Here is a 16,779-nt window from a genome sequence, read left to right as displayed (position 1 = left end):
CCCGCTCAGGGGATGACGACGGGCACGTGCATGGCCTGGCCGTTGTAGGCCGCGCCGCCGCAGGTGGCGCGGCTCCAGTCCCCGTTCACCGCCGAGCAGATGCGGAAGGAGGAGATGTTGGACGGGGCCACGTCGATGCCCGGCGTGGTGCAGCGGCCGCCGTAGGTCCACGCCAGGGCGCGGTCCACCGAGCCCACGCCGATGCAGGGGCCAATCCAGGCGCCCGTGTCCTTGCGCTGCACGTCGATGGAGTACTGGGCGCCCGTCTGCTTCTCGTTCCAGGTCAGGTCCACGAAGGGCGTCACGCCGCCGGGCAGCGCCACGAAGACGTCGTCGGAGAAGCCGTCATAGGCCGTCTCCACCGAGGGGCCCCAGGTGTTGTTGTTCGAGTAGTAGATGCGCAGGGCGGCGATGTCTCCCTTGTTCACCAGGCGGCTGCTCGCGCTCGCGCACACGCCGTCGAAGGTGACCTTGTTGGACGTGCCCAGGCGGTTCACGTCCAGGCAGGGGCCCACCACCGAGCCGTCGCGCAGCACCAGGTCCAGCGAGTAGCTGTAGCCCGCCTTCTGGTTCCAGCGGATGTTGATCTGGTTGAGCGAGTGCATCGTGCCGTCCGGCTTGAAGGCCACGCGCTGCTTGTAGGTGTTGCGCGAGGTGAAGGTGCCGGCGGGCTGGAACACGCCCTGGTGGAAGAAGTTGAAGTACTCGCCCCGGCGCTCGACGATCGCGTTGTGGCCGTGGGTCTGCACGAGCTGGCCGGCGGCGTTGCGCATGGGCTGGGACAGGCGGCGCACGGCGCGCGCCCGGGTGAGCTGCGGCAGCGAGTCCGCCATGATGTAGCTCATGGCGTACTGGCTGTTGAACCAGCCGTGGCTGAAGAGCAGGTAGTAGATGCCGTTGCGCTGGAAGATCTCCGGCGCCTCGTTGATGGTCTCCTCGTGCGCGGGGATGGACTGGAGCGCCGGGCCGGCGACGTTGTAGACGGTGGCGGGCGCTGCGGTGTTGATGGCGGAGATGTTGTTGCCCCGGTCGAACCACACGTAATAGAGCCACGAGCCGGACGGATCATTGTACGTGGCGGCGTCGATGCGGATGGTCCGGTTGCACCCCTCCTTCACGCACCCGGTGGTGATCAAGCTGCGCGGCAGGGTGGTGTTGGGGTTGATGAGCTGGGGCACGCCAAAGCGCAGGTTGAGGTCGGGCGCCGTGGCGCGGAAGGTCGTCACCTCCTGGCCGGACGCGGGGCAGGCCGCGCCGTTGGGCACGCGCTGGGCCGAGAACGTCAGCGCGTACACGCCGTTGAGCTTGTTGAGGTCCGGCGCCCACAGCAGGCAGTAGTCGTAGGTGGGATCGACCGTCGAGGGGTTGTAGTCCAGCTTGAAGCGGAACGTCGTCAGGTCGTTCGTCTCGTAGATGGGCAGCATCCGCGAGTTGCCCGTGCCCGTGAGGAAGAAGAGATCGTCGTTCTCCTTGTAGACCTCGGGGTCGGCCATGCCCGACACGACCAGGGCCCGCTCGTACCCACTGGCGGCCAGGGGCGCCTGGACGGACGCGGGCACCGGCTCCGCGCCAGGGCTCATGTCCTCCGCGCCCGCGCAGCCGAGCAGCGGCAGGACGGAGACGAGGGAGAGGGACTTCCAAGAGGGTCTCGAACGCATGTGCATCTCCAAGCGCCCTGACGCGAGGGGGTTCCGGGCGGCACCCTGTAAATCATGAATTCACCTGAAATGCGGGTGGAATGGGAGAACACGCCGAAAAACCCCGGGAGCCGTCGGATAGAGTGCGCGCGAATGACTTCCGTCTCGGCGCAGGGTTGGCGCATCGCGTTGCTCACGGTGTCCACGGACGTGGTGCGCGGCTTCCATCAGGTCTTGAGCGAGCGGGGCCATGAGCTCGTGGCGCTCGTGCTGCCCCCGGGAGCGGACGGCGCGCGGCCCCGGCACCCCTCGGTCTGGAACCTGATGATGAGCGCGCTCCAGGCCGTGCCCCCGGGCACCGACGTGCTGATCGCCAGCCGACGCGACCGGCTCGCGCCCCTGCTGGCCGCGACGAAGCCGGATTTGATCCTCAGCTTCTTCTTCCCGTGGCGCATCCCCCCGGAGGCGCTCGCCGTGGCGCCCCTGGGCGCCGTCAACGTCCACCCCTCCCTGCTGCCCCGTCACCGGGGGCCCAACCCCCTGGGCTGGACGCTGCGCAACCGCGAGCCGGAGCTGGGCATGACGCTGCACCGCATGGACGCGAACTTCGACACCGGCCCGGTGCTCGTCCAGGGGTCGCGGCCCGTGCGGGACGAGGACAGCGCGGAGGACGTGGTGCGCGGCGCCCTGGAGCTGGCCGCGGAGCTGCTGCCAGACGCGCTCTCGCGCGTGCAGTGGGGAGACGTGGGCGAGACCCAGCCCGGCCCCGGCGCCAGCTACGCGGGCATGTTCGAAGATGCCTGGCGGGAGGTGGACTGGAACGCCCCCGCGCGCGAGGTGCACCTGCGGGTGCGCGCCTGCGCCGTGGCCGCCTGGAAGGGCAGGCCCCACGTCGCGTTCGCCACCCTCGAGGGCCAACGGGTGCGGGTCCAACGCACCCGCCTCGCCCAGGAGTCCTCGGACGCGTCCGCCGCGCCGGGCACGGTGCTGGAGCGGCAGGGAGACCTGCGACTCGTGCGGTGCGCGGACGCGCCGCTCTGGGTGACGCTCCTGCCCCTGGACGAGGACTGACACCTCCTGGCATCCGGGTTGCTTCTGGAACGGGCTCACCCGCATCCCCTCGGAGCCTTGGATGACCGCCTCCCGTCTGCGTCCCCTCTTCACCCGTACCCTGCGCGCCACGCTCGCCTCGCCCCTGCTGCTCGCGGGCTGCGATGGCGAGGGCACGGAGAATCTCACCGGCTACGCCGCCCCCGCCTGCGAGGACCACCAACTCGCGGTGACGGGCCTGTCCCCCGCTCGGGCCGTGGACTTCGTGCAACTGCGGAGCGTCCTCGAGTACGGCGCGCCGGACGTGGGCCCGCAGCAGAAGGTGTCCTCCACGGGAACGGCCTGCGCGAGCGCCAGCGACCCCGCGGCCTGCGCCTCCGCGCTCGAGGCGCTCACCGCCCGCTCGGGCTTCGGCAGGTCCTGCTCGGACATCTGCATGTCCTACTACCTGGCGACGACCCAGGGCGATGAGGTCCAGGCCCATGATTCCCTGGCGGCGCTCAAGACCTTCCTCGGCCCCATCGACACGCCGCAGGAGGCCGTGCTGCTCGCCCTGGCGAACGAGTACCGGGTGTCCTGCGGCGCGCGGGAGTACGGCGCGGTGAAGCAGGTGGACGCGGGCACCTTCCACGTCATCGGCACCCAGGGCTTCGCCTGCGGGGCGGGCACCCAGGTCACCCAGTTCGTGCTCGAGGTGTCCACGACGGGCGAGGTGAAGCCGGTGCGCAGCGCGGTGCTCGCCCGGGGCTCGCCGGGGTGCGCCGTGGGCCGACGGCCCGAGGGTCTGCGCGAGAGCACCCCGGGGTCTCGCGCGGGGGCGCTGGGGCTGCACTTCGCCCAGAGCGCGCACCTGGAAGCGGCCTCCATCCTGGCCTTCCTGCGCCTGCGCGAGGAGCTCGTCCATCACGGCGCGGACGCGGCCCTGTGCGACGCGGCGCTGGCGAGCGCCATGGACGAGGTGCTGCACACCGACGTGAGCACCCGGCTGGCGCGCCGCTTCGGTGCCGAGCCGCCCCGCCCCGAGGTGGCCGGGCGGGCGCCGCGTCCGTTCATGGCGATGGTGCTGGACAACGCCGTGGAGGGCTGCACGCGCGAGACGTTCGGCGCGCTCGTGGCCCACCACCAGGCGGCGCACGCGCAGGACGACGAGGTGCGGGGCGCCCTGGCGCGCATCGCCGAGGACGAGACGCGGCACGCCGAGCTGTCCTGGGAGATCGAGCGCTGGGCCTGGAGCCGGCTGTCGGACACGGAGCGCGCCCAGGTCCATGCCGCACGGCGTCAGGCCATCGCGGAGCTGCGGGAGGAGCTGGCGCGACCGGTGGCCCCCGAGCTCGTCACGCACGCGGGAATGCCCACGCCGCCAGTGGCCCAGGCCCTGCTCGCCTCGCTCGAGCGCGAACTCTGGGCGTGACGCCTTCCGGATCGACGGAGCGTGAAACGGCCCGCTACATTGCCGCGCGTGAACAAGCCCCTTTTGAGCACCGCGCTGCTGTGGCTCGCCACCGCCTGTGGCACGCCGTCCCTTCCCTCCGTGGAGCCCCAGCCCCCGTCCGAGGCCGACGCGGGGGTGCCTGGCCCGGGTGAGCCCGACAGCGGCACGCCCGGCCAGGAGGCGCCCGAGAAGGTCACGGTCACCCATGCCCGCGAGATGCGCGGCGTCTGGGTGGCCACCATCTCCCGGCTGGATTGGCCTCCCTCCACGACCCTGACACCCGAGCAGGGTCGGGCCTCGCTCGACGCCCTGGTGGAGGGTCTGGCCGGGATGGGCTTCAACGCGCTCTTCTTCCAGGTACGGCCCGAGTCGGATGCGCTCTATGCCTCCACGCTGGAGCCCTGGAGCCGGTTCCTCACCGGGACGCAGGGCACCGGGCCGGGGTGGGATCCCCTGGAGTACCTGCTGCACACGGCCCACGCGCGGGGTCTGGAGGTGCACGCCTGGGTCAACCCCTACCGAGCCCTGGCCTCCCCGTCGGTGGTGGCCGCGCCGGGCCACGTGACGAAGCGGCTGCCGGAGCACGCGGTGACGTACAACAACGCGGTGGTGATGAACCCGGGCGAGCCCGCGGTGCGGCGGCACGTGCTGGCGGTGGTGAAGGACGTCCTCGACCACTACGACGTGGATGGCCTGCACTTCGACGACTACTTCTACCCCTACCCGGACGCCTCCAGCACGCCCTTCCCAGACGACGCCACGTACGCGCGCTACCAGGAGGGCGGCGGCACGCTCGACAAGGGCGACTGGCGCCGGGACAACGTCAACACCCTGGTGCGCGAGGTGATGGCGCTCATCCGCGCCGAGCACCCGTCCGTGCGCTTCGGTCTGTCCCCCTTCGGCATCTGGAAGAGCGGCGAGCCGGTGCCGGGGCTGGATGCCTACAGCGCCATCTCCTGCGACGCGGTGACGTGGATGAAGGAGGGGTGGATCGACTACCTCGCGCCGCAGCTCTACTGGCGCGAGTCCTCCCGGCAGTCCTACTCGGTGCTGGCCCGCTGGTGGGCGGAGCGGCCCAAGGGCGGCGTGCACCTGTTCCCCGGCCACGCGGTGCACAACCTGTCCGCGCAGAACTGGCCCCTGTCGGAGCTGGCGGATCAGGTGGCCTTCACCCGCTCGCTGCGCGACCGCGACGCCCTGGGCGACTTGCACTTCCGCGCGCGCTTCCTCCTGGATGACGTCCAGGGCGTGAAGGGCCTCTTGCGCGACGAGCTGTATGCCCGGCCCGCGCTCCCGCCCGTGCTGCCCCGGGAGGGCGCGGCGGTGGCGCCCCCCGTGCCCTTCGTCGTGCGCGAGGGCCACCAGGTGCACGTCACCAACCCCCAGCCCCTGCTCGCGCGCTTCCACCTGCTCTACCGCGAGCGCGCCCCCGGGGAGTGGGAGCTCGCGCGCGTGGTGGGCGGGGCCCGGGCCACGTTCGAGCTGACGCCGGGCACCTGGGCCGTGAGCGACGTGGGCCGGGGCGGCGCGGAGAGCCAGGGCGTGCGCGTCTCCGTGCCGTGAGGCGCGGGCTCAGCCCTGGAGCCGCTCGCGCAGCACGTGCTTCTGCACCTTGCCGAGCGCGTTGCGCGGCAGGGCCTCCACGACGACGACGCGGCGCGGCTTCTTGAAGCTCGCGAGCCGGTCCTTGCAGAAGTCCACCAGCGCCTGGGCCTCGGGGGGGGCCTCCGGCCGGGGGACGATGACGGCCACCACCTGCTCGCCGAAGTCCGGGTCCGGCAGGCCGAGCACCGCCACCTCCGCCACGCTCGGGTGGAGGGCGAGCACCTCCTCCACCTCGCGCGGGTAGACGTTGAAGCCCCCGCTGATGATGAGCTCGCGCGCCCGGCCGGTGATGCGGAAGTAGCCGTCCGCGTCGCGCTCGCCCAGGTCCCCCGTGCGAAACCACCCCTCGGCATCGAAGGCCTCGGCCGTGGCGTCCGGGCGGCGCCAGTACCCGGCGAAGACGTGGGGGCCACGCACCTCGATCTCCCCCGTCTCGCCCGCCCCGAGGGGCGCCCGGGTGCGCACGTCCACCACGCGCGCCTCCTGGCCGGGGTATGGCAGGCCCACCGTGCCGGGACGTCGCTCGCCCTCATAGGGGTTGGTGGTGTTCATGATGGTCTCCGTCATCCCGTAGCGCTCGAGGATGCGCTGGCCGAACGTCTCCGCCACGTCCTCGAAGAGCTGGGGGCTGAGCGGCGCCGAGCCGGACACGAGCAGGCGCAGGGGCCGCACGCGCGCGCCCGTGCGGCGCGCCTCCTCGACGAGGCGCCCGTACATGGTGGGCACGCCGAAGAACATCGTGAGCGAGGCGTCCTCGCTCAGCGCGGCGAGCGCCTCGGAGGCGACGAAGCGGCGGCGCAGGTCCACGCTCCCGCCCGAGTAGAGCGTGCCGTGCAGGCCCACCATGAGCCCGTGCGTGTGGAAGAGCGGGAGCGCGAGCAGGAGCCGGTCCGCGTTCGTCCACCGCCACGCCTCGGTGACGGCGCGCACGTTGGCCAGCACGTTGCGGTGCAGCAGCATCGCGCCCTTGGAGCGGCCCGTGGTGCCCGACGTGTAGCCGAGCACCGCGAGCGCGTCGCCCTCGGGCAGGCGCAAGGCGGCGGACGCGGGAGCGCTGGCGAGCAGCGCGTCGAAGTCGTGCGTGGGCCAGGGCATGGGGCCCGGGGGCGGCTCCACGGTGACGAGCCACTCCAGCGCGGGCAGACGCGCCTGGAGCGGCGCGAGCTCGGCGGCGCCCTCCGCGCCGGTGACGCACACGCGCGCCTCGGCGTCGGAGAGGATGTGGCCCAGCTCCACCTGCCGGTACTGGGTGTTGACGAGCACCACCACGCCCCCGGCGGACCAGGTCCCCAGGTACGCGATGACGAACGCGGGGCTGTTCTCCAGGAACAACGCCACGCGCTCGCCGGGCTTGAGCCCGTGGTGCACGAGCGCCCGCGCGAAGGCGGACACCCGCTGCGCGAGTTCGCCCGCGGTGAATCGTTTCCGCTCGAAGTCCAGGACTGGCCAGTCCGGTTGTTGGCGGGCACGCGTGAGAAAGGTCTCGAGGAGCGAGGTCTCCATATCTGGAGGACAGACTACGCAAGAAGACCGGCAAGCGTCAGCGCATCGGGTACTGTGTCGCCCCATGCCATCCTTACCCCCTCCCATTGATCTTCTTGGCCTCATCGGCAACACGCCCATGGTGAAGGTCACCCAGCTGGACACCGGCCCGTGCGAGCTCTTCCTCAAGATGGAGAGCCAGAATCCGGGCGGCTCCATCAAGGACCGCATCGGCCTGTCCATGATCTCCGCCGCCGAGCAGGACGGCCGGCTCGGGCCCCACCAGAAGCACATCGTCGAGGCGACGGCCGGCAACACGGGCCTGGGCCTCGCCCTGGTGGCCGCGCAGAAGGGCTACCGGCTCACGCTCGTCATCCCGGACAAGATGAGCCAGGAGAAGATCCTCCACCTCAAGGCGCTCGGGGCGGAGATCATCATGACGCGCTCGGACGTGGACAAGGGCCACCCCGAGTACTACCAGGACATGGCGGAGCGGATCGCCCGGGAGCTGGGCGGCTACTACGTCAACCAGTTCGCCAACCCCGCCAACCCGCTCGCGCACGAGACCACCACCGGTCCGGAGATCGCCGCGCAGATGGATCACCGGCTGGACGCCATGGTGTGCGGCGTGGGCTCGGGCGGCACCATGGCGGGCCTGGCGCGCTACTTCGCCCGGGCGCTGCCCGAATGCGAGATGGTGCTCGCCGACCCCCAGGGCTCCATCCTCACCGAGTACGTGAGGACGGGCATGCTGGGCAAGGCGGGCTCCTGGGTGGTCGAGGGCATTGGCGAGGACTTCATCCCGTCCATCGCCGACCTGTCGCGCGTGAAGAAGGCCTACTCCATCCCCGACGCGGAGAGCCTGGACACGGCGCGCCAGCTGCTCAAGAAGGTGGGCATCCTCGCGGGCTCCTCCTCGGGCACGCTCATCGCCGCGGCGCTGCGCTACTGCCGCGAGCAGACCACGCCCAAGCGCGTGTGCACGTTCGTCTGTGACAGCGGCAACAAGTACCTGTCGAAGATGTTCAACGACTTCTGGATGGCGGATCAGGGCTTCCTGCCGCGCGCGGCCCATGGCGACCTGCGCGACGTCATCACCCGCCGCTACTCCAACCGGGACGTGGTCACCCTGGCCCCCTCGGACACGCTGCTCGTCGCCTACGCGCGCATGAAGCTCTACGACGTGTCCCAGCTGCCCGTGTTGGAGAACAACAAGGTCGTGGGCATGATCGACGAGTCGGACCTGCTCCTGGCCGCCATCCACGACGAGACGCGCCTGCGCCTGTCCGTGCGCGACTTCATGTCCACGCGCCTGCAGACGGTGGACGTGAAGACGCCGGTGCCCGAGCTGCTCACGCTGCTCGACAAGGGCTATGTGCCCATCGTCGTGTCGGGGGACGAGTTCATCGGCCTCATCACCCGCATCGACCTGCTCAACCACCTGCGCCGCAAGCTGCGCTAGAGCCGCCTCACACGCGGGGCATCACCCGGGGCGTGAGCTCCGCCGGATAGGTGATGCCCAGCTGGGGCAGCAGCGCCTGCCAGGGCGTGTAGTCCTTGCCGGAAGGCACTTTGATCCTCGGGGCGCCGACGTCGAGCCCCGGGGACAGGGCGCACATCCGATGGTGCTCGTTGATCCACCAGGAGGGATCCGACACGAACGCGGTCCGCGCCTCGCGCACGTGGCGCTCCTTGCTGCGGCCCCCCACGAGTCCGAACGACGAGGCCGCCGCCTTCTGGATGGCGTCCCGGCGCTCTCGCAGGCTGTCGTAGGCATCGAGGATCTCCTGCACGCTCATGTGCGCCCCGGGGGGCGTCCGGTCGAACGCCGTGCCGTGGTGGCTCAGGAACTTGTGCGCCAGGTGCAGGCACATCTGGCCGCTCAAGGGCGCGTTGCCCCGGCGCGTGGACACCACGTCCGAGTGGTTGCCCGGCAGCGGCAGGAAGTGGACGTTGGGCGGATAGTCCGAGCCGGAGGGCGGGCCCATCACCTTCAACGTCCGCGAGTCGATGGGCTGGAAGTTGGAGCGGGTGTCGTCCAGGGCGAGCACCACCAGCAGGTTCTTCACGTTGGGCGGCACGCGCTTGATGTCCTCGGTGACCGAGGTCAGCCCGCCGGGCACGGGATCGATCGCGAAGATGTTGACGCGCAGGTCCAGGCCGAAGACCTCGTGGAGCTTGTTCGCCTGTTTGATGCAGGTGACCGCGCCCCGGCTCCAGCCGACCAGGTTGACGGTCTGGATGTCCTGCCGGTGCTCGAAGTTGAGGTGGGTGAGCAACCACGCCAGCCGGTAGACGTTGTCGTCCCAGCCCGAGCCGAGGGCGCGTCCGGTGGTCTGCCAGGGCTGGTCGGTCTGGCCCGCGAACTCCCGGGCGAAGGCCTTCTCGTTCTTCTTGAGGCTCTTGTATTTGTCCTGGTGGATGAAGGGGTTGCTCTTGAGGTCCTTGGCCGTGTTGAGCAGGGGGTTGTGCAGGCCCGGATGGGCATGCGCCACCCCGTCCTGGGCGGCCTCCGCGGACACGGCATCCGAGCCCGGCCCCTCGCAGATGAGGAAGGAGGGCCCCCGGTCCGCCAGCGCGAAACCCGAGGGGTTGTCCTTCGTCGGGGGCCCCGACGTGATGCGCGCCTCGGTGCCCCGCACCGCCTTGTGCAGCAGCGTCACCACCTCCTGATCATCCCGGTCTCGATGGAAGTCGGTGCCGTGGTTGAAGACGGTGAAGACCTGGGGCATGCGCTCGCTCCGGAGGGAGGGGGGAGCCGCAGTCTACCCCGGGGGGCCCCACGTCTGCCGGGGCTTGCGCCAGAGGCCCACCAGGCCCACCGTGAGCAGCTCGTCCTCGGTGTAGGCCGCCAGCTCACCACTGTCGCGCAGCGCGTTGGCGGCCTCGCGCAGCGCGTCCTGCCGCTCGTGCAGGAAGCGCGCGCCGGGCATCGCCCGGTGGAACAAGCGCTTCCACTCCTCGAGCCGCACCTCGTTCACGTAGCAGCTGGAACGCTCCGCGTCCCGGTAGCCCTCGCGCAGGTGGGGCCAGTACGGCGGCTCCGCCCCGTTGCGGGTCAGGGAGCGCGGATCGTGATTGCCGCTGTGGCTCGTATAGAGGTGGACCGCGAGGTAGGCCATGCCGCCCGGCTTGAGGACGCGGGCGACCTCGGCCAGGGCCTCCGCGGGCCGCTCGATGTGCTCGAAGGCGGACCACGAGCACACGAGATCGAAGGAGGCGTCGGGGAACGTCATGCGCGTGGCGTCCATGCGGAACACGGGCAGACGCGGAAAGCTCGGCACCGACAGGCCCCGCGCGAGCGAGCGCTCGAAGCGCTCGTCCCACCCGAGCACCTTGCGGGTGACGGTCTTCATGGTGCGCAGCACCGTGTTGTGGCGGAGCATCTCCACGTAGTCGCGCAGGTGGAAGCCCTGGGGAACGATGTCCATGTCGATGCCCACCACCCGGTTCTTCACCGAGAGCACCTTCATGTGCCGCAGCTGCTGGCCGGGACCGATGTCGAGCACGTCCAGGCCCTCGAGCGCGACGCCGAAGAACTCGGACAGCCGGGCCTCGCACTGGCGAACGGCGTCGAGCGTGACGCTCACCCGATCGTCCAGGCCCTCCTGCCACATGCGGTAGAGCTGATGCGCCTCACGTACCCGGCCCGTCAGGCCCAGGGACATCGAGGAATAGGAGTAACGGCCCTGTCTGGATGGATTCACCTGCTCCATGGTCTGCCCCCCCTGGAAAGCCAGACCATGGTGCGGTCGACCGCCCGCTCGTACAACCGGACGTGCCCAGGCACGCGCGCCAAGTGCCGCCTTTGCGAACGCAAGCGCCCCGCGAGGGCGAGGCGGATGTCGGGTGGAGGGCGCTCGCGGGCTCAGGGAATCAGCCGCGCCGTCCGGAGTCGGGCGAACAGGTCATGGAAGGCGTCATCCGTGGGCTGATAGCCGGTGAACCCCAGCCGTCGACTCTTGCTCATGTCGGTCACCACCTCGATGGGACGCCCGAGGTCGGCATCGGTGTGCCAGGGCGAGGCGAGCCGCGACAGGTCGGGCTCCACCAGGCCCTCGCGTCGGGCGATGCGCGTCCAGGTGGGCGCGTCCTCCGCCATCTGCGCCTCGAGCGGACGCACCGTTCCGTCGAAGGGCGCGGGCTCCAGGCCGAACCACGAGGCCAGGCGGCCCCACATCCACTTCCATCGGAAGACGTCGCCATTGACGACATTGAAGGCCTGGTCGCGCGCGGCGGGGGTCGTCGTGGCCCACAACAGGTGCCGCGCGAGCAGCCGCGCGTCGGTCATGTCGGTGAGCCCGTTCCACTGGACGGCCGAGCCCGGGAAATAGAAAGGCCGCCCCAGCTCACGGCAGAGCGTGGCGTAGACGGCCAGGGTGGAGCCCATGTTCATGGCGTTGCCCACCGCCTCGCCAATCACCGTGTGCGGACGGTGCACGCTCCACGCGAAGCCATCCCGCGCGGCGGCGGCGAAGACCTCGTCCTCCTGGGCGTAATAGAAGTTCTCGATGTCGAGCCGCCCCTGCTCCTCGCGGAAGGGCGTCTGCGGAAGCGTGCCCTTGCCGTACGCCTCGAAGGGCCCGAGGTAGTGCTTGAGCCCGGTCACCAGCGCCACGTGGCGCACGCTCCTGGCGGGGCGCAGGGCGTCCAGGAGGTGGCGGACCATGGCGGCGTTGACCCGGATGTTCTCCGCCTCGGTGGCCTGCCGCGACCAGGTCGTGAGGAACACCGCGTGGGGCGCGAGTCCGGACAGCGCCTGGGCCAGGCTCCGCGCGTCCTGGAGATCCGCCGTGACGGGCCGCACGCCGGGCTGCTCCGTCGGGCGGCGAGCGAGGCCGTGGACTGTCCAGCCCTCCGCGTGCAGGAGCGCCGCGATCGCGCTGCCCACGATTCCACTCGCTCCCACCACCAAGGCCGTTTCCGCCATGCGCGCACCTCCCCTTCCCTCCTCATACTGAGCACCCCATCCGGGGCTCACGAGGGAGGCACGAGAGGACGCGTGCTCGGCGGCGGAGCGCGGCCTACCGCGTCACGCCCGCCAGGCGGTCGAGCCACTCGCCCAGCAGTTGCCGTTCCGCTTGCGAGAGCCCCTCGGGCGCCTCGGGGAGCACGGCGCGCAGGGCCACGGCGCGGGCCGCCACCCGGTCCGTGCCAGACGTCTCGGCGGAAGCACGGGTGGACCGCGAGTCCGTGAGAATGGCGGCGAGCACCGCCTCGCGCGTGGTTTCCGAGAGCCGGGAATCCCGCGCCTCGGGGGGCGTGCGGATGAGGGACAGGGTCACCCCGAGCCCGGCGGAGGCGATCAGGCGCACGGCATGCGCGACGTCCACCCGGAGCCGCCCCGCCTCGGCGACACGGGCCACGAGCCGGTGCAGGTGCGCCTCGCCCTCGCGTCCCGCCGAGGTGGTGGCCTCGGTGGCGGGGTCCGCGTAGATGAGGGCGAACACGACGGGGTTGGCGAGCCCGAAGGACACATGCAGATCCCATCCCCGCCGCAGATCCTCGATGGGATCCGCGGCGTGCTCGCGCGTGGCCTTCTGGCGCACGTAGTCCGCCAGGGTCTCGAGGGCGAGCGCATCGAGCAGTCCCCGCATGTCACCGAACTGCCGGTAGAGCGTGGGCGCCTGCACGCCGGCGGCGGCGCTCACCGCCCGCGTGGACACCGCCTCCCGCCCGCCCTCGGCCAGCAGCTCGGCCGCCGCCCGCAGGATGCGCGCGCGCACCTCCGTGGTCCTCTCCGTCATGGCCGCGACGATAACACCCCGGCGTTTGCATCGCCGCATCGCCGCGGGCCACCGCAACGCCATGCTACTGGATGCTCACGGGAACCATGGACTGCCGGACGCCCTGCGTGTCATACACGCTCAGGGTGGCGTTGGAGTAATAACCAATCTCCATGTCCTCGGTCATTTCCTTGATGGTGGGCTGACCCGAGGTGGCCAGCATGTTCGTGGCGTCGTAGCAGTAGAAGTGATGGCCGTTGAGCTTCGGGTAGTAATTGGTCGCGGCGCAGCCCGACAACCGGGCCCGGTACTTGACCCGAATCCGCATGGTGCCCTTGGTGGCCGACAGCGTCGCACGGCGCATCTGGTAGGCGGGCACCGTCACGCTGATGGTGTCCGTCGTTCCCACCGTGGTCGACGTCGACTTGCTGCCACCCTCTCCCCAGTTCCGCGCGTAGCTGAAGGTCGTCGTGCCCTCGACCCCCGTCCCGAAGATGGTGAAGCCATACTTGAGGCTCTGCCCCACGGTGACGGTGTTCGTGCTGTTCCAGGTGCTCGTCGAGGTGGTGTTGACCTGCGTGGTCAGCTGGGTGGAGTAGGTCGCGGGGATGCTGTTGTTCCGGTTGTCGAAGTCCCGGTTGACCAGGGCCACGGGCTGGGTGGTGGTTCCCAGGACCTGGACGGAATAAGCGCCCACGATCGTCTGGACCTCGGGCCACCCATAGACGGCATACAGGTTGTTCCAGGGCGTGGGACCCCGGAGGAACGCATCCTCGGGCACGCGTCCGGAGTAGTTCCCGATCCACGTCCTGATCGCCCAGAGGTTGAACGTCCCGATCTCGAGATCGTTGATGACGTGCGTCTCGGACCCCGTGGCCGACGGCGTCAGCTTCCCATTCGAATCGATGACGAAGTTCAGGTTGATGCTGCCAGCGAGCGGCGAGTAGACGGCGTCGCTCGCCGCCTGCACGTCCTGGCTGGGTTTGGCCTGCTCCAATACCATCTCCGGGGACTGGCTCTCGGTGACCGTCGGCGCGCTCTCCGTGGGCATCTGCTCCGAACCACAACCCGTCGCGAGCGCGGCACTCAAAAGGAGCGCGCTCCTCGCGTAAGACGACCTGCGGGCGGAAGTGAGAGCGGGACGAGAGTCATTGACGCTGAGCATGCGTGATCCTTTTTGAATGGGGCGTTCTCAAGGGCTGCTGCGTTTCGCTGCGCTGGCAGATCTGTATAAACACTAAAAACGATTTACCGGTCTAGTGGTTTTTTTGGGCTAAAACCACTTTCCCGAAAGATGAGAGGAATGCTCCTGCCAAAGGCAGTTTGTCAGACAGCAAACGCCCGGCGCTTCCTGATCCGAGTCGGCTGAGACTCATTGTTCGAGAAGCAGCATTCAGGCTTGTGCTATCACACGCGGGATTGACAGCGGGAGCGCCTGGAGGAAGGCCGCCAGTACCGGCGGCGTCTGACGTCGGCCCCGACCGACGCGCGCGTCCGGGCCCACGCGCACCGCCCACTCGCTCTCCAAAGCGGATGCCCGCGTCGAACCGGTGGGACACGATGTCGACGAAGGGGGGCGAACGCCGCCAGGTCATCCAGCGCTCCGCGCTTCATTGATGCGCCCCATGCATGAGCCCATGTCGTTTCCGGTCCCTAATTCCGGGCCAGGGGGAGCGCTACCTTGCGTCTCGTCAGGCCCCGCCGAGGGGTCCTTCACGAGGGAGCACAGCCATGTCGAAAGTCTGGTTCATCACCGGCGCCACCCGCGGCCTGGGCGCCGAGATCGCGCGGACGGCGCTCGCCGCGGGGCACACCGTGGTCGCCACGGGCCGCGAGCCCGAGGCCGTCGTGCGGGCCCTGGGCGAGTCCGAGCGGCTCTTGGCGGTCCGGCTCGACGTCACGGTGCCCGGACAGCCCGAGGCGGCCGTGAAGGCGGCGGTCGAGCGGTTTGGCCGCATCGACGTGCTCGTCAACAACGCGGGCTATAGCCTGATCGGCGCCCTGGAGGAGCTCAGCACCGAGGAACTCTCCCGGCTGTTCGCCACGAACGTGCTGGGCCTGGCGGCGGTCACGCGCGCGGTGCTGCCCACGATGCGGGCCCAGCGCTCGGGCCACATCCTCAACATGTCCTCGTCGGCGGGCATCGCGGGGTTCATGGGGGCCTCGGCCTATTGCGCGTCGAAGTTCGCGGTCGAGGGCCTGAGCGAGAGCCTGGCGCAGGAGGTCGCGCCCCTGGGCATCCAGGTGACGGTGCTCGAGCCGGGCACCTTCCGCACGGGGTTCCTCTCCGAGGACTCGACGATGTTCGCGCGCCAGGTCATCGCCGATTACGACCCCACCGCGGGCGCGGTCCGCCGGGGTCTGCGCGCCATGGATGGCCGCCAGGCGGGCGACCCCCGCAAGCTCGCCCAGGCCGTGCTGACGCTGGTGGCCGCCGAGCATCCCCCGTTGCGCTTCAACGCCGGCGCGGACTCGGTGGCGATGATGGAGCAGACGCTCACCGCCCGGCGGGAGGAGCTGGGACGGTGGCGCGGCCTGTCCGAGTCGCTCGCCCACACGCCCTGAGCGGGGGCGTTTCGCCCGCCGCCGTTTCCTGCTTTGGTCCGGCGCGGCCCCCATGCACCGCCCCTCCCGCCCCGCCATCGCCTTCATCCTCGTCGCCGCCGTGCTCGACGTGATGGCGATGGGCATCATCATCCCGGTCCTCCCTCCGCTCATCGAGCAGTTCGCGGGCTCGACCCGCGCCGCGGGCATCTGGAACGGCGTGCTCGTCGCGCTGTGGGCGACCATGCAGCTGCTCTGCTCGCCCATCATCGGCGCGCTGTCGGACCAGTATGGCCGCCGCCCGACGCTCCTCCTGTCGACCGCGGGGCTCACGGTCGACTGGGTGCTGATGGCGCTCGCCCCCAATCTCTGGTGGCTGGTGGTGGGCCGCATGCTCGGCGGCATCACCTCCGCGAGCTTCACGGCCATCTACGCCTACATGGCGGACGTCACCCCGCCCGAGGATCGGGCGCGCGCCTACGGGTGGGTGGGCTCGGCCTTCTCGCTCGGCTTCGTCGCGGGGCCCGTCGTGGGCGGGGTGCTGGGTGAGTGGGGGCCACGGGCACCGTTCTGGGCGGCGGCGGTGCTCTCGGGCGTCGCCTTCCTCTATGGCTGGCTGGTCCTGCCCGAGTCGCTCCCGGCCGAGCGCCGCATGCCCTTCGCCTGGAGCCGCGCCAACTCGTTCGGCGCGCTGCGGCTGCTGCGCTCGCACGCCGAGCTGTCCGGGCTGGCGATGACCAACTTCCTCCTCCACTTCGCGCACCACGTCTTCTCGACGGTGTTCGTCCTCTACGCGGCGCACCGCTATGGCTGGGGGCCGTTCCAGGTCGGCATGCTCCTGGCGCTCGTCGGCGTCCTGGAGATGTGCGTGCAGGGCCTGCTGGTGGGCCCGCTGGTGCGCCGCTTCGGAGATCGCGCCGTGATGGTCGCCGGGCTCGCGACCGGCGCGGTCGGCATCGCGGCCATGGGCGCCGCGCCCAACGGCGTGTGGTTCACCGCCGCGATGTTCCCCAATGCCCTCTGGGCGCTCGCCATGCCCACCCTCCAGGCGCAGATGACGCGCCAGGTGTCCGAGCGCGAGCAGGGCCAGCTCCAGGGCGCGAACATGAGCGTCGCGAGCCTCGCGGGCATCGCCTCCCCGCTCTTCTTCGGCTGGATCTACGGCCTGTCGGCGGTGTCCCTGCCGGGCCTGAGCTTCTTCATCGCGAGTTCGATCCTGCTCTGCGCGACCGCGATTGGCGCCCTCACCGCGCGCCGCGCCCGCGCGGCCGATACCGCCCGAGGCGAGCGGGGCTGAGCGGGT

13 protein-coding genes are annotated in these 16,779 nt (G+C 70.5%); 6 read left to right on the top strand and 7 right to left on the bottom strand.

Annotation, left to right across the window (positions count from 1 at the left end; genetic code table 11):
• Positions 1–5: 5 nt before the first annotated feature.
• Positions 6–1,658: a glycoside hydrolase family 43 protein gene (locus I3V78_RS15250; RefSeq protein WP_204488579.1), complete on the bottom strand. Its 1,653-nt coding sequence runs from the start codon at positions 1,656–1,658 to the stop codon at positions 6–8.
• A 132-nt stretch (positions 1,659–1,790) separates the two neighbouring features.
• Between I3V78_RS15250 and I3V78_RS15245 the strand changes: the two genes are divergently transcribed.
• The 3 genes from I3V78_RS15245 to I3V78_RS15235 all read left to right on the top strand — a co-directional run bounded on the left by I3V78_RS15245 (position 1,791) and on the right by I3V78_RS15235 (position 5,682).
• Positions 1,791–2,708 (top strand): methionyl-tRNA formyltransferase, encoded by a 918-nt coding sequence (locus I3V78_RS15245; RefSeq protein ID WP_204488577.1) that lies wholly within the window; start codon positions 1,791–1,793, stop codon positions 2,706–2,708.
• Positions 2,709–2,769: 61 nt separating this feature from the next.
• Entirely contained in the window at positions 2,770–4,098 is a 1,329-nt protein-coding gene (locus I3V78_RS15240) for a ferritin-like domain-containing protein (RefSeq protein WP_204488574.1), read from the top strand.
• Positions 4,099–4,146: 48 nt separating this feature from the next.
• Complete coding sequence (locus I3V78_RS15235) at positions 4,147–5,682, top strand: family 10 glycosylhydrolase (RefSeq protein ID WP_204488572.1); 1,536 nt, start codon at positions 4,147–4,149, stop codon at positions 5,680–5,682.
• A 9-nt stretch (positions 5,683–5,691) separates the two neighbouring features.
• Here the strand turns inward: I3V78_RS15235 and I3V78_RS15230 are convergent, their stop codons facing one another.
• The gene (locus I3V78_RS15230; protein WP_204488570.1) at positions 5,692–7,227 is read right to left on the bottom strand and encodes an AMP-binding protein; all 1,536 of its coding nucleotides are present in this window, start codon (positions 7,225–7,227) and stop codon (positions 5,692–5,694) included.
• A gap of 64 nt (positions 7,228–7,291) precedes the next feature.
• On the opposite strand from I3V78_RS15230, the gene I3V78_RS15225 reads away from it, so the two are divergent.
• Positions 7,292–8,668, top strand: coding sequence for a pyridoxal-phosphate dependent enzyme (locus I3V78_RS15225; RefSeq protein WP_204488568.1), 1,377 nt, complete (start codon positions 7,292–7,294; stop codon positions 8,666–8,668).
• Between the two features lie 7 nt (positions 8,669–8,675).
• Here the strand turns inward: I3V78_RS15225 and I3V78_RS15220 are convergent, their stop codons facing one another.
• The 5 genes from I3V78_RS15220 to I3V78_RS15200 all read right to left on the bottom strand — a co-directional run bounded on the left by I3V78_RS15220 (position 8,676) and on the right by I3V78_RS15200 (position 14,022).
• Complete coding sequence (locus I3V78_RS15220) at positions 8,676–9,938, bottom strand: hypothetical protein (protein ID WP_204488566.1); 1,263 nt, start codon at positions 9,936–9,938, stop codon at positions 8,676–8,678.
• 33 nt (positions 9,939–9,971) lie between these two features.
• A complete protein-coding gene (locus I3V78_RS15215; protein WP_204488564.1) occupies positions 9,972–10,913 on the bottom strand; it encodes a methyltransferase domain-containing protein in 942 nt (313 codons plus the stop codon).
• Between the two features lie 161 nt (positions 10,914–11,074).
• The gene (locus I3V78_RS15210) at positions 11,075–12,136 is read right to left on the bottom strand and encodes an SDR family oxidoreductase (protein ID WP_204488561.1); all 1,062 of its coding nucleotides are present in this window, start codon (positions 12,134–12,136) and stop codon (positions 11,075–11,077) included.
• 94 nt (positions 12,137–12,230) lie between these two features.
• On the bottom strand, positions 12,231–12,953 hold the full coding sequence (locus I3V78_RS15205) for a TetR/AcrR family transcriptional regulator (protein WP_204488559.1): 723 nt from the start codon (positions 12,951–12,953) through the stop codon (positions 12,231–12,233).
• Between the two features lie 64 nt (positions 12,954–13,017).
• Positions 13,018–14,022 (bottom strand): hypothetical protein, encoded by a 1,005-nt coding sequence (locus I3V78_RS15200; RefSeq protein WP_204488557.1) that lies wholly within the window; start codon positions 14,020–14,022, stop codon positions 13,018–13,020.
• A 641-nt stretch (positions 14,023–14,663) separates the two neighbouring features.
• Between I3V78_RS15200 and I3V78_RS15195 the strand changes: the two genes are divergently transcribed.
• Entirely contained in the window at positions 14,664–15,497 is an 834-nt protein-coding gene (locus tag I3V78_RS15195; protein ID WP_204488555.1) for an oxidoreductase, read from the top strand.
• A gap of 52 nt (positions 15,498–15,549) precedes the next feature.
• The gene (locus tag I3V78_RS15190; protein WP_204488553.1) at positions 15,550–16,773 is read left to right on the top strand and encodes a TCR/Tet family MFS transporter; all 1,224 of its coding nucleotides are present in this window, start codon (positions 15,550–15,552) and stop codon (positions 16,771–16,773) included.
• Positions 16,774–16,779 lie beyond the last annotated feature (6 nt).

Origin of the sequence: Archangium primigenium, from assembly GCF_016904885.1 — a bacterium.
Lineage (GTDB): Bacteria > Myxococcota > Myxococcia > Myxococcales > Myxococcaceae > Cystobacter > Cystobacter primigenius.
This window is presented reverse-complemented; position numbering and strand designations above follow the sequence as displayed.

Excerpts from the sequence above, each read along its gene's own strand:
- I3V78_RS15195 (WP_204488555.1), top strand. The coding sequence starts at position 14,664 with ATGTCGAAAGTCTGGTTCATCACCGGCGCCACCCGCGGCCTGGGCGCC.
- I3V78_RS15225 (WP_204488568.1), top strand. The coding sequence starts at position 7,292 with ATGCCATCCTTACCCCCTCCCATTGATCTTCTTGGCCTCATCGGCAAC.
- I3V78_RS15245 (WP_204488577.1), top strand. The coding sequence starts at position 1,791 with ATGACTTCCGTCTCGGCGCAGGGTTGGCGCATCGCGTTGCTCACGGTG.
- I3V78_RS15250 (WP_204488579.1), bottom strand. The coding sequence starts at position 1,658 with ATGCGTTCGAGACCCTCTTGGAAGTCCCTCTCCCTCGTCTCCGTCCTG.
- I3V78_RS15220 (WP_204488566.1), bottom strand. The coding sequence starts at position 9,938 with ATGCCCCAGGTCTTCACCGTCTTCAACCACGGCACCGACTTCCATCGA.
- I3V78_RS15210 (WP_204488561.1), bottom strand. The coding sequence starts at position 12,136 with ATGGCGGAAACGGCCTTGGTGGTGGGAGCGAGTGGAATCGTGGGCAGC.
- I3V78_RS15240 (WP_204488574.1), top strand. The coding sequence starts at position 2,770 with ATGACCGCCTCCCGTCTGCGTCCCCTCTTCACCCGTACCCTGCGCGCC.
- I3V78_RS15190 (WP_204488553.1), top strand. The coding sequence starts at position 15,550 with ATGCACCGCCCCTCCCGCCCCGCCATCGCCTTCATCCTCGTCGCCGCC.
- I3V78_RS15230 (WP_204488570.1), bottom strand. The coding sequence starts at position 7,227 with ATGGAGACCTCGCTCCTCGAGACCTTTCTCACGCGTGCCCGCCAACAA.
- I3V78_RS15205 (WP_204488559.1), bottom strand. The coding sequence starts at position 12,953 with ATGACGGAGAGGACCACGGAGGTGCGCGCGCGCATCCTGCGGGCGGCG.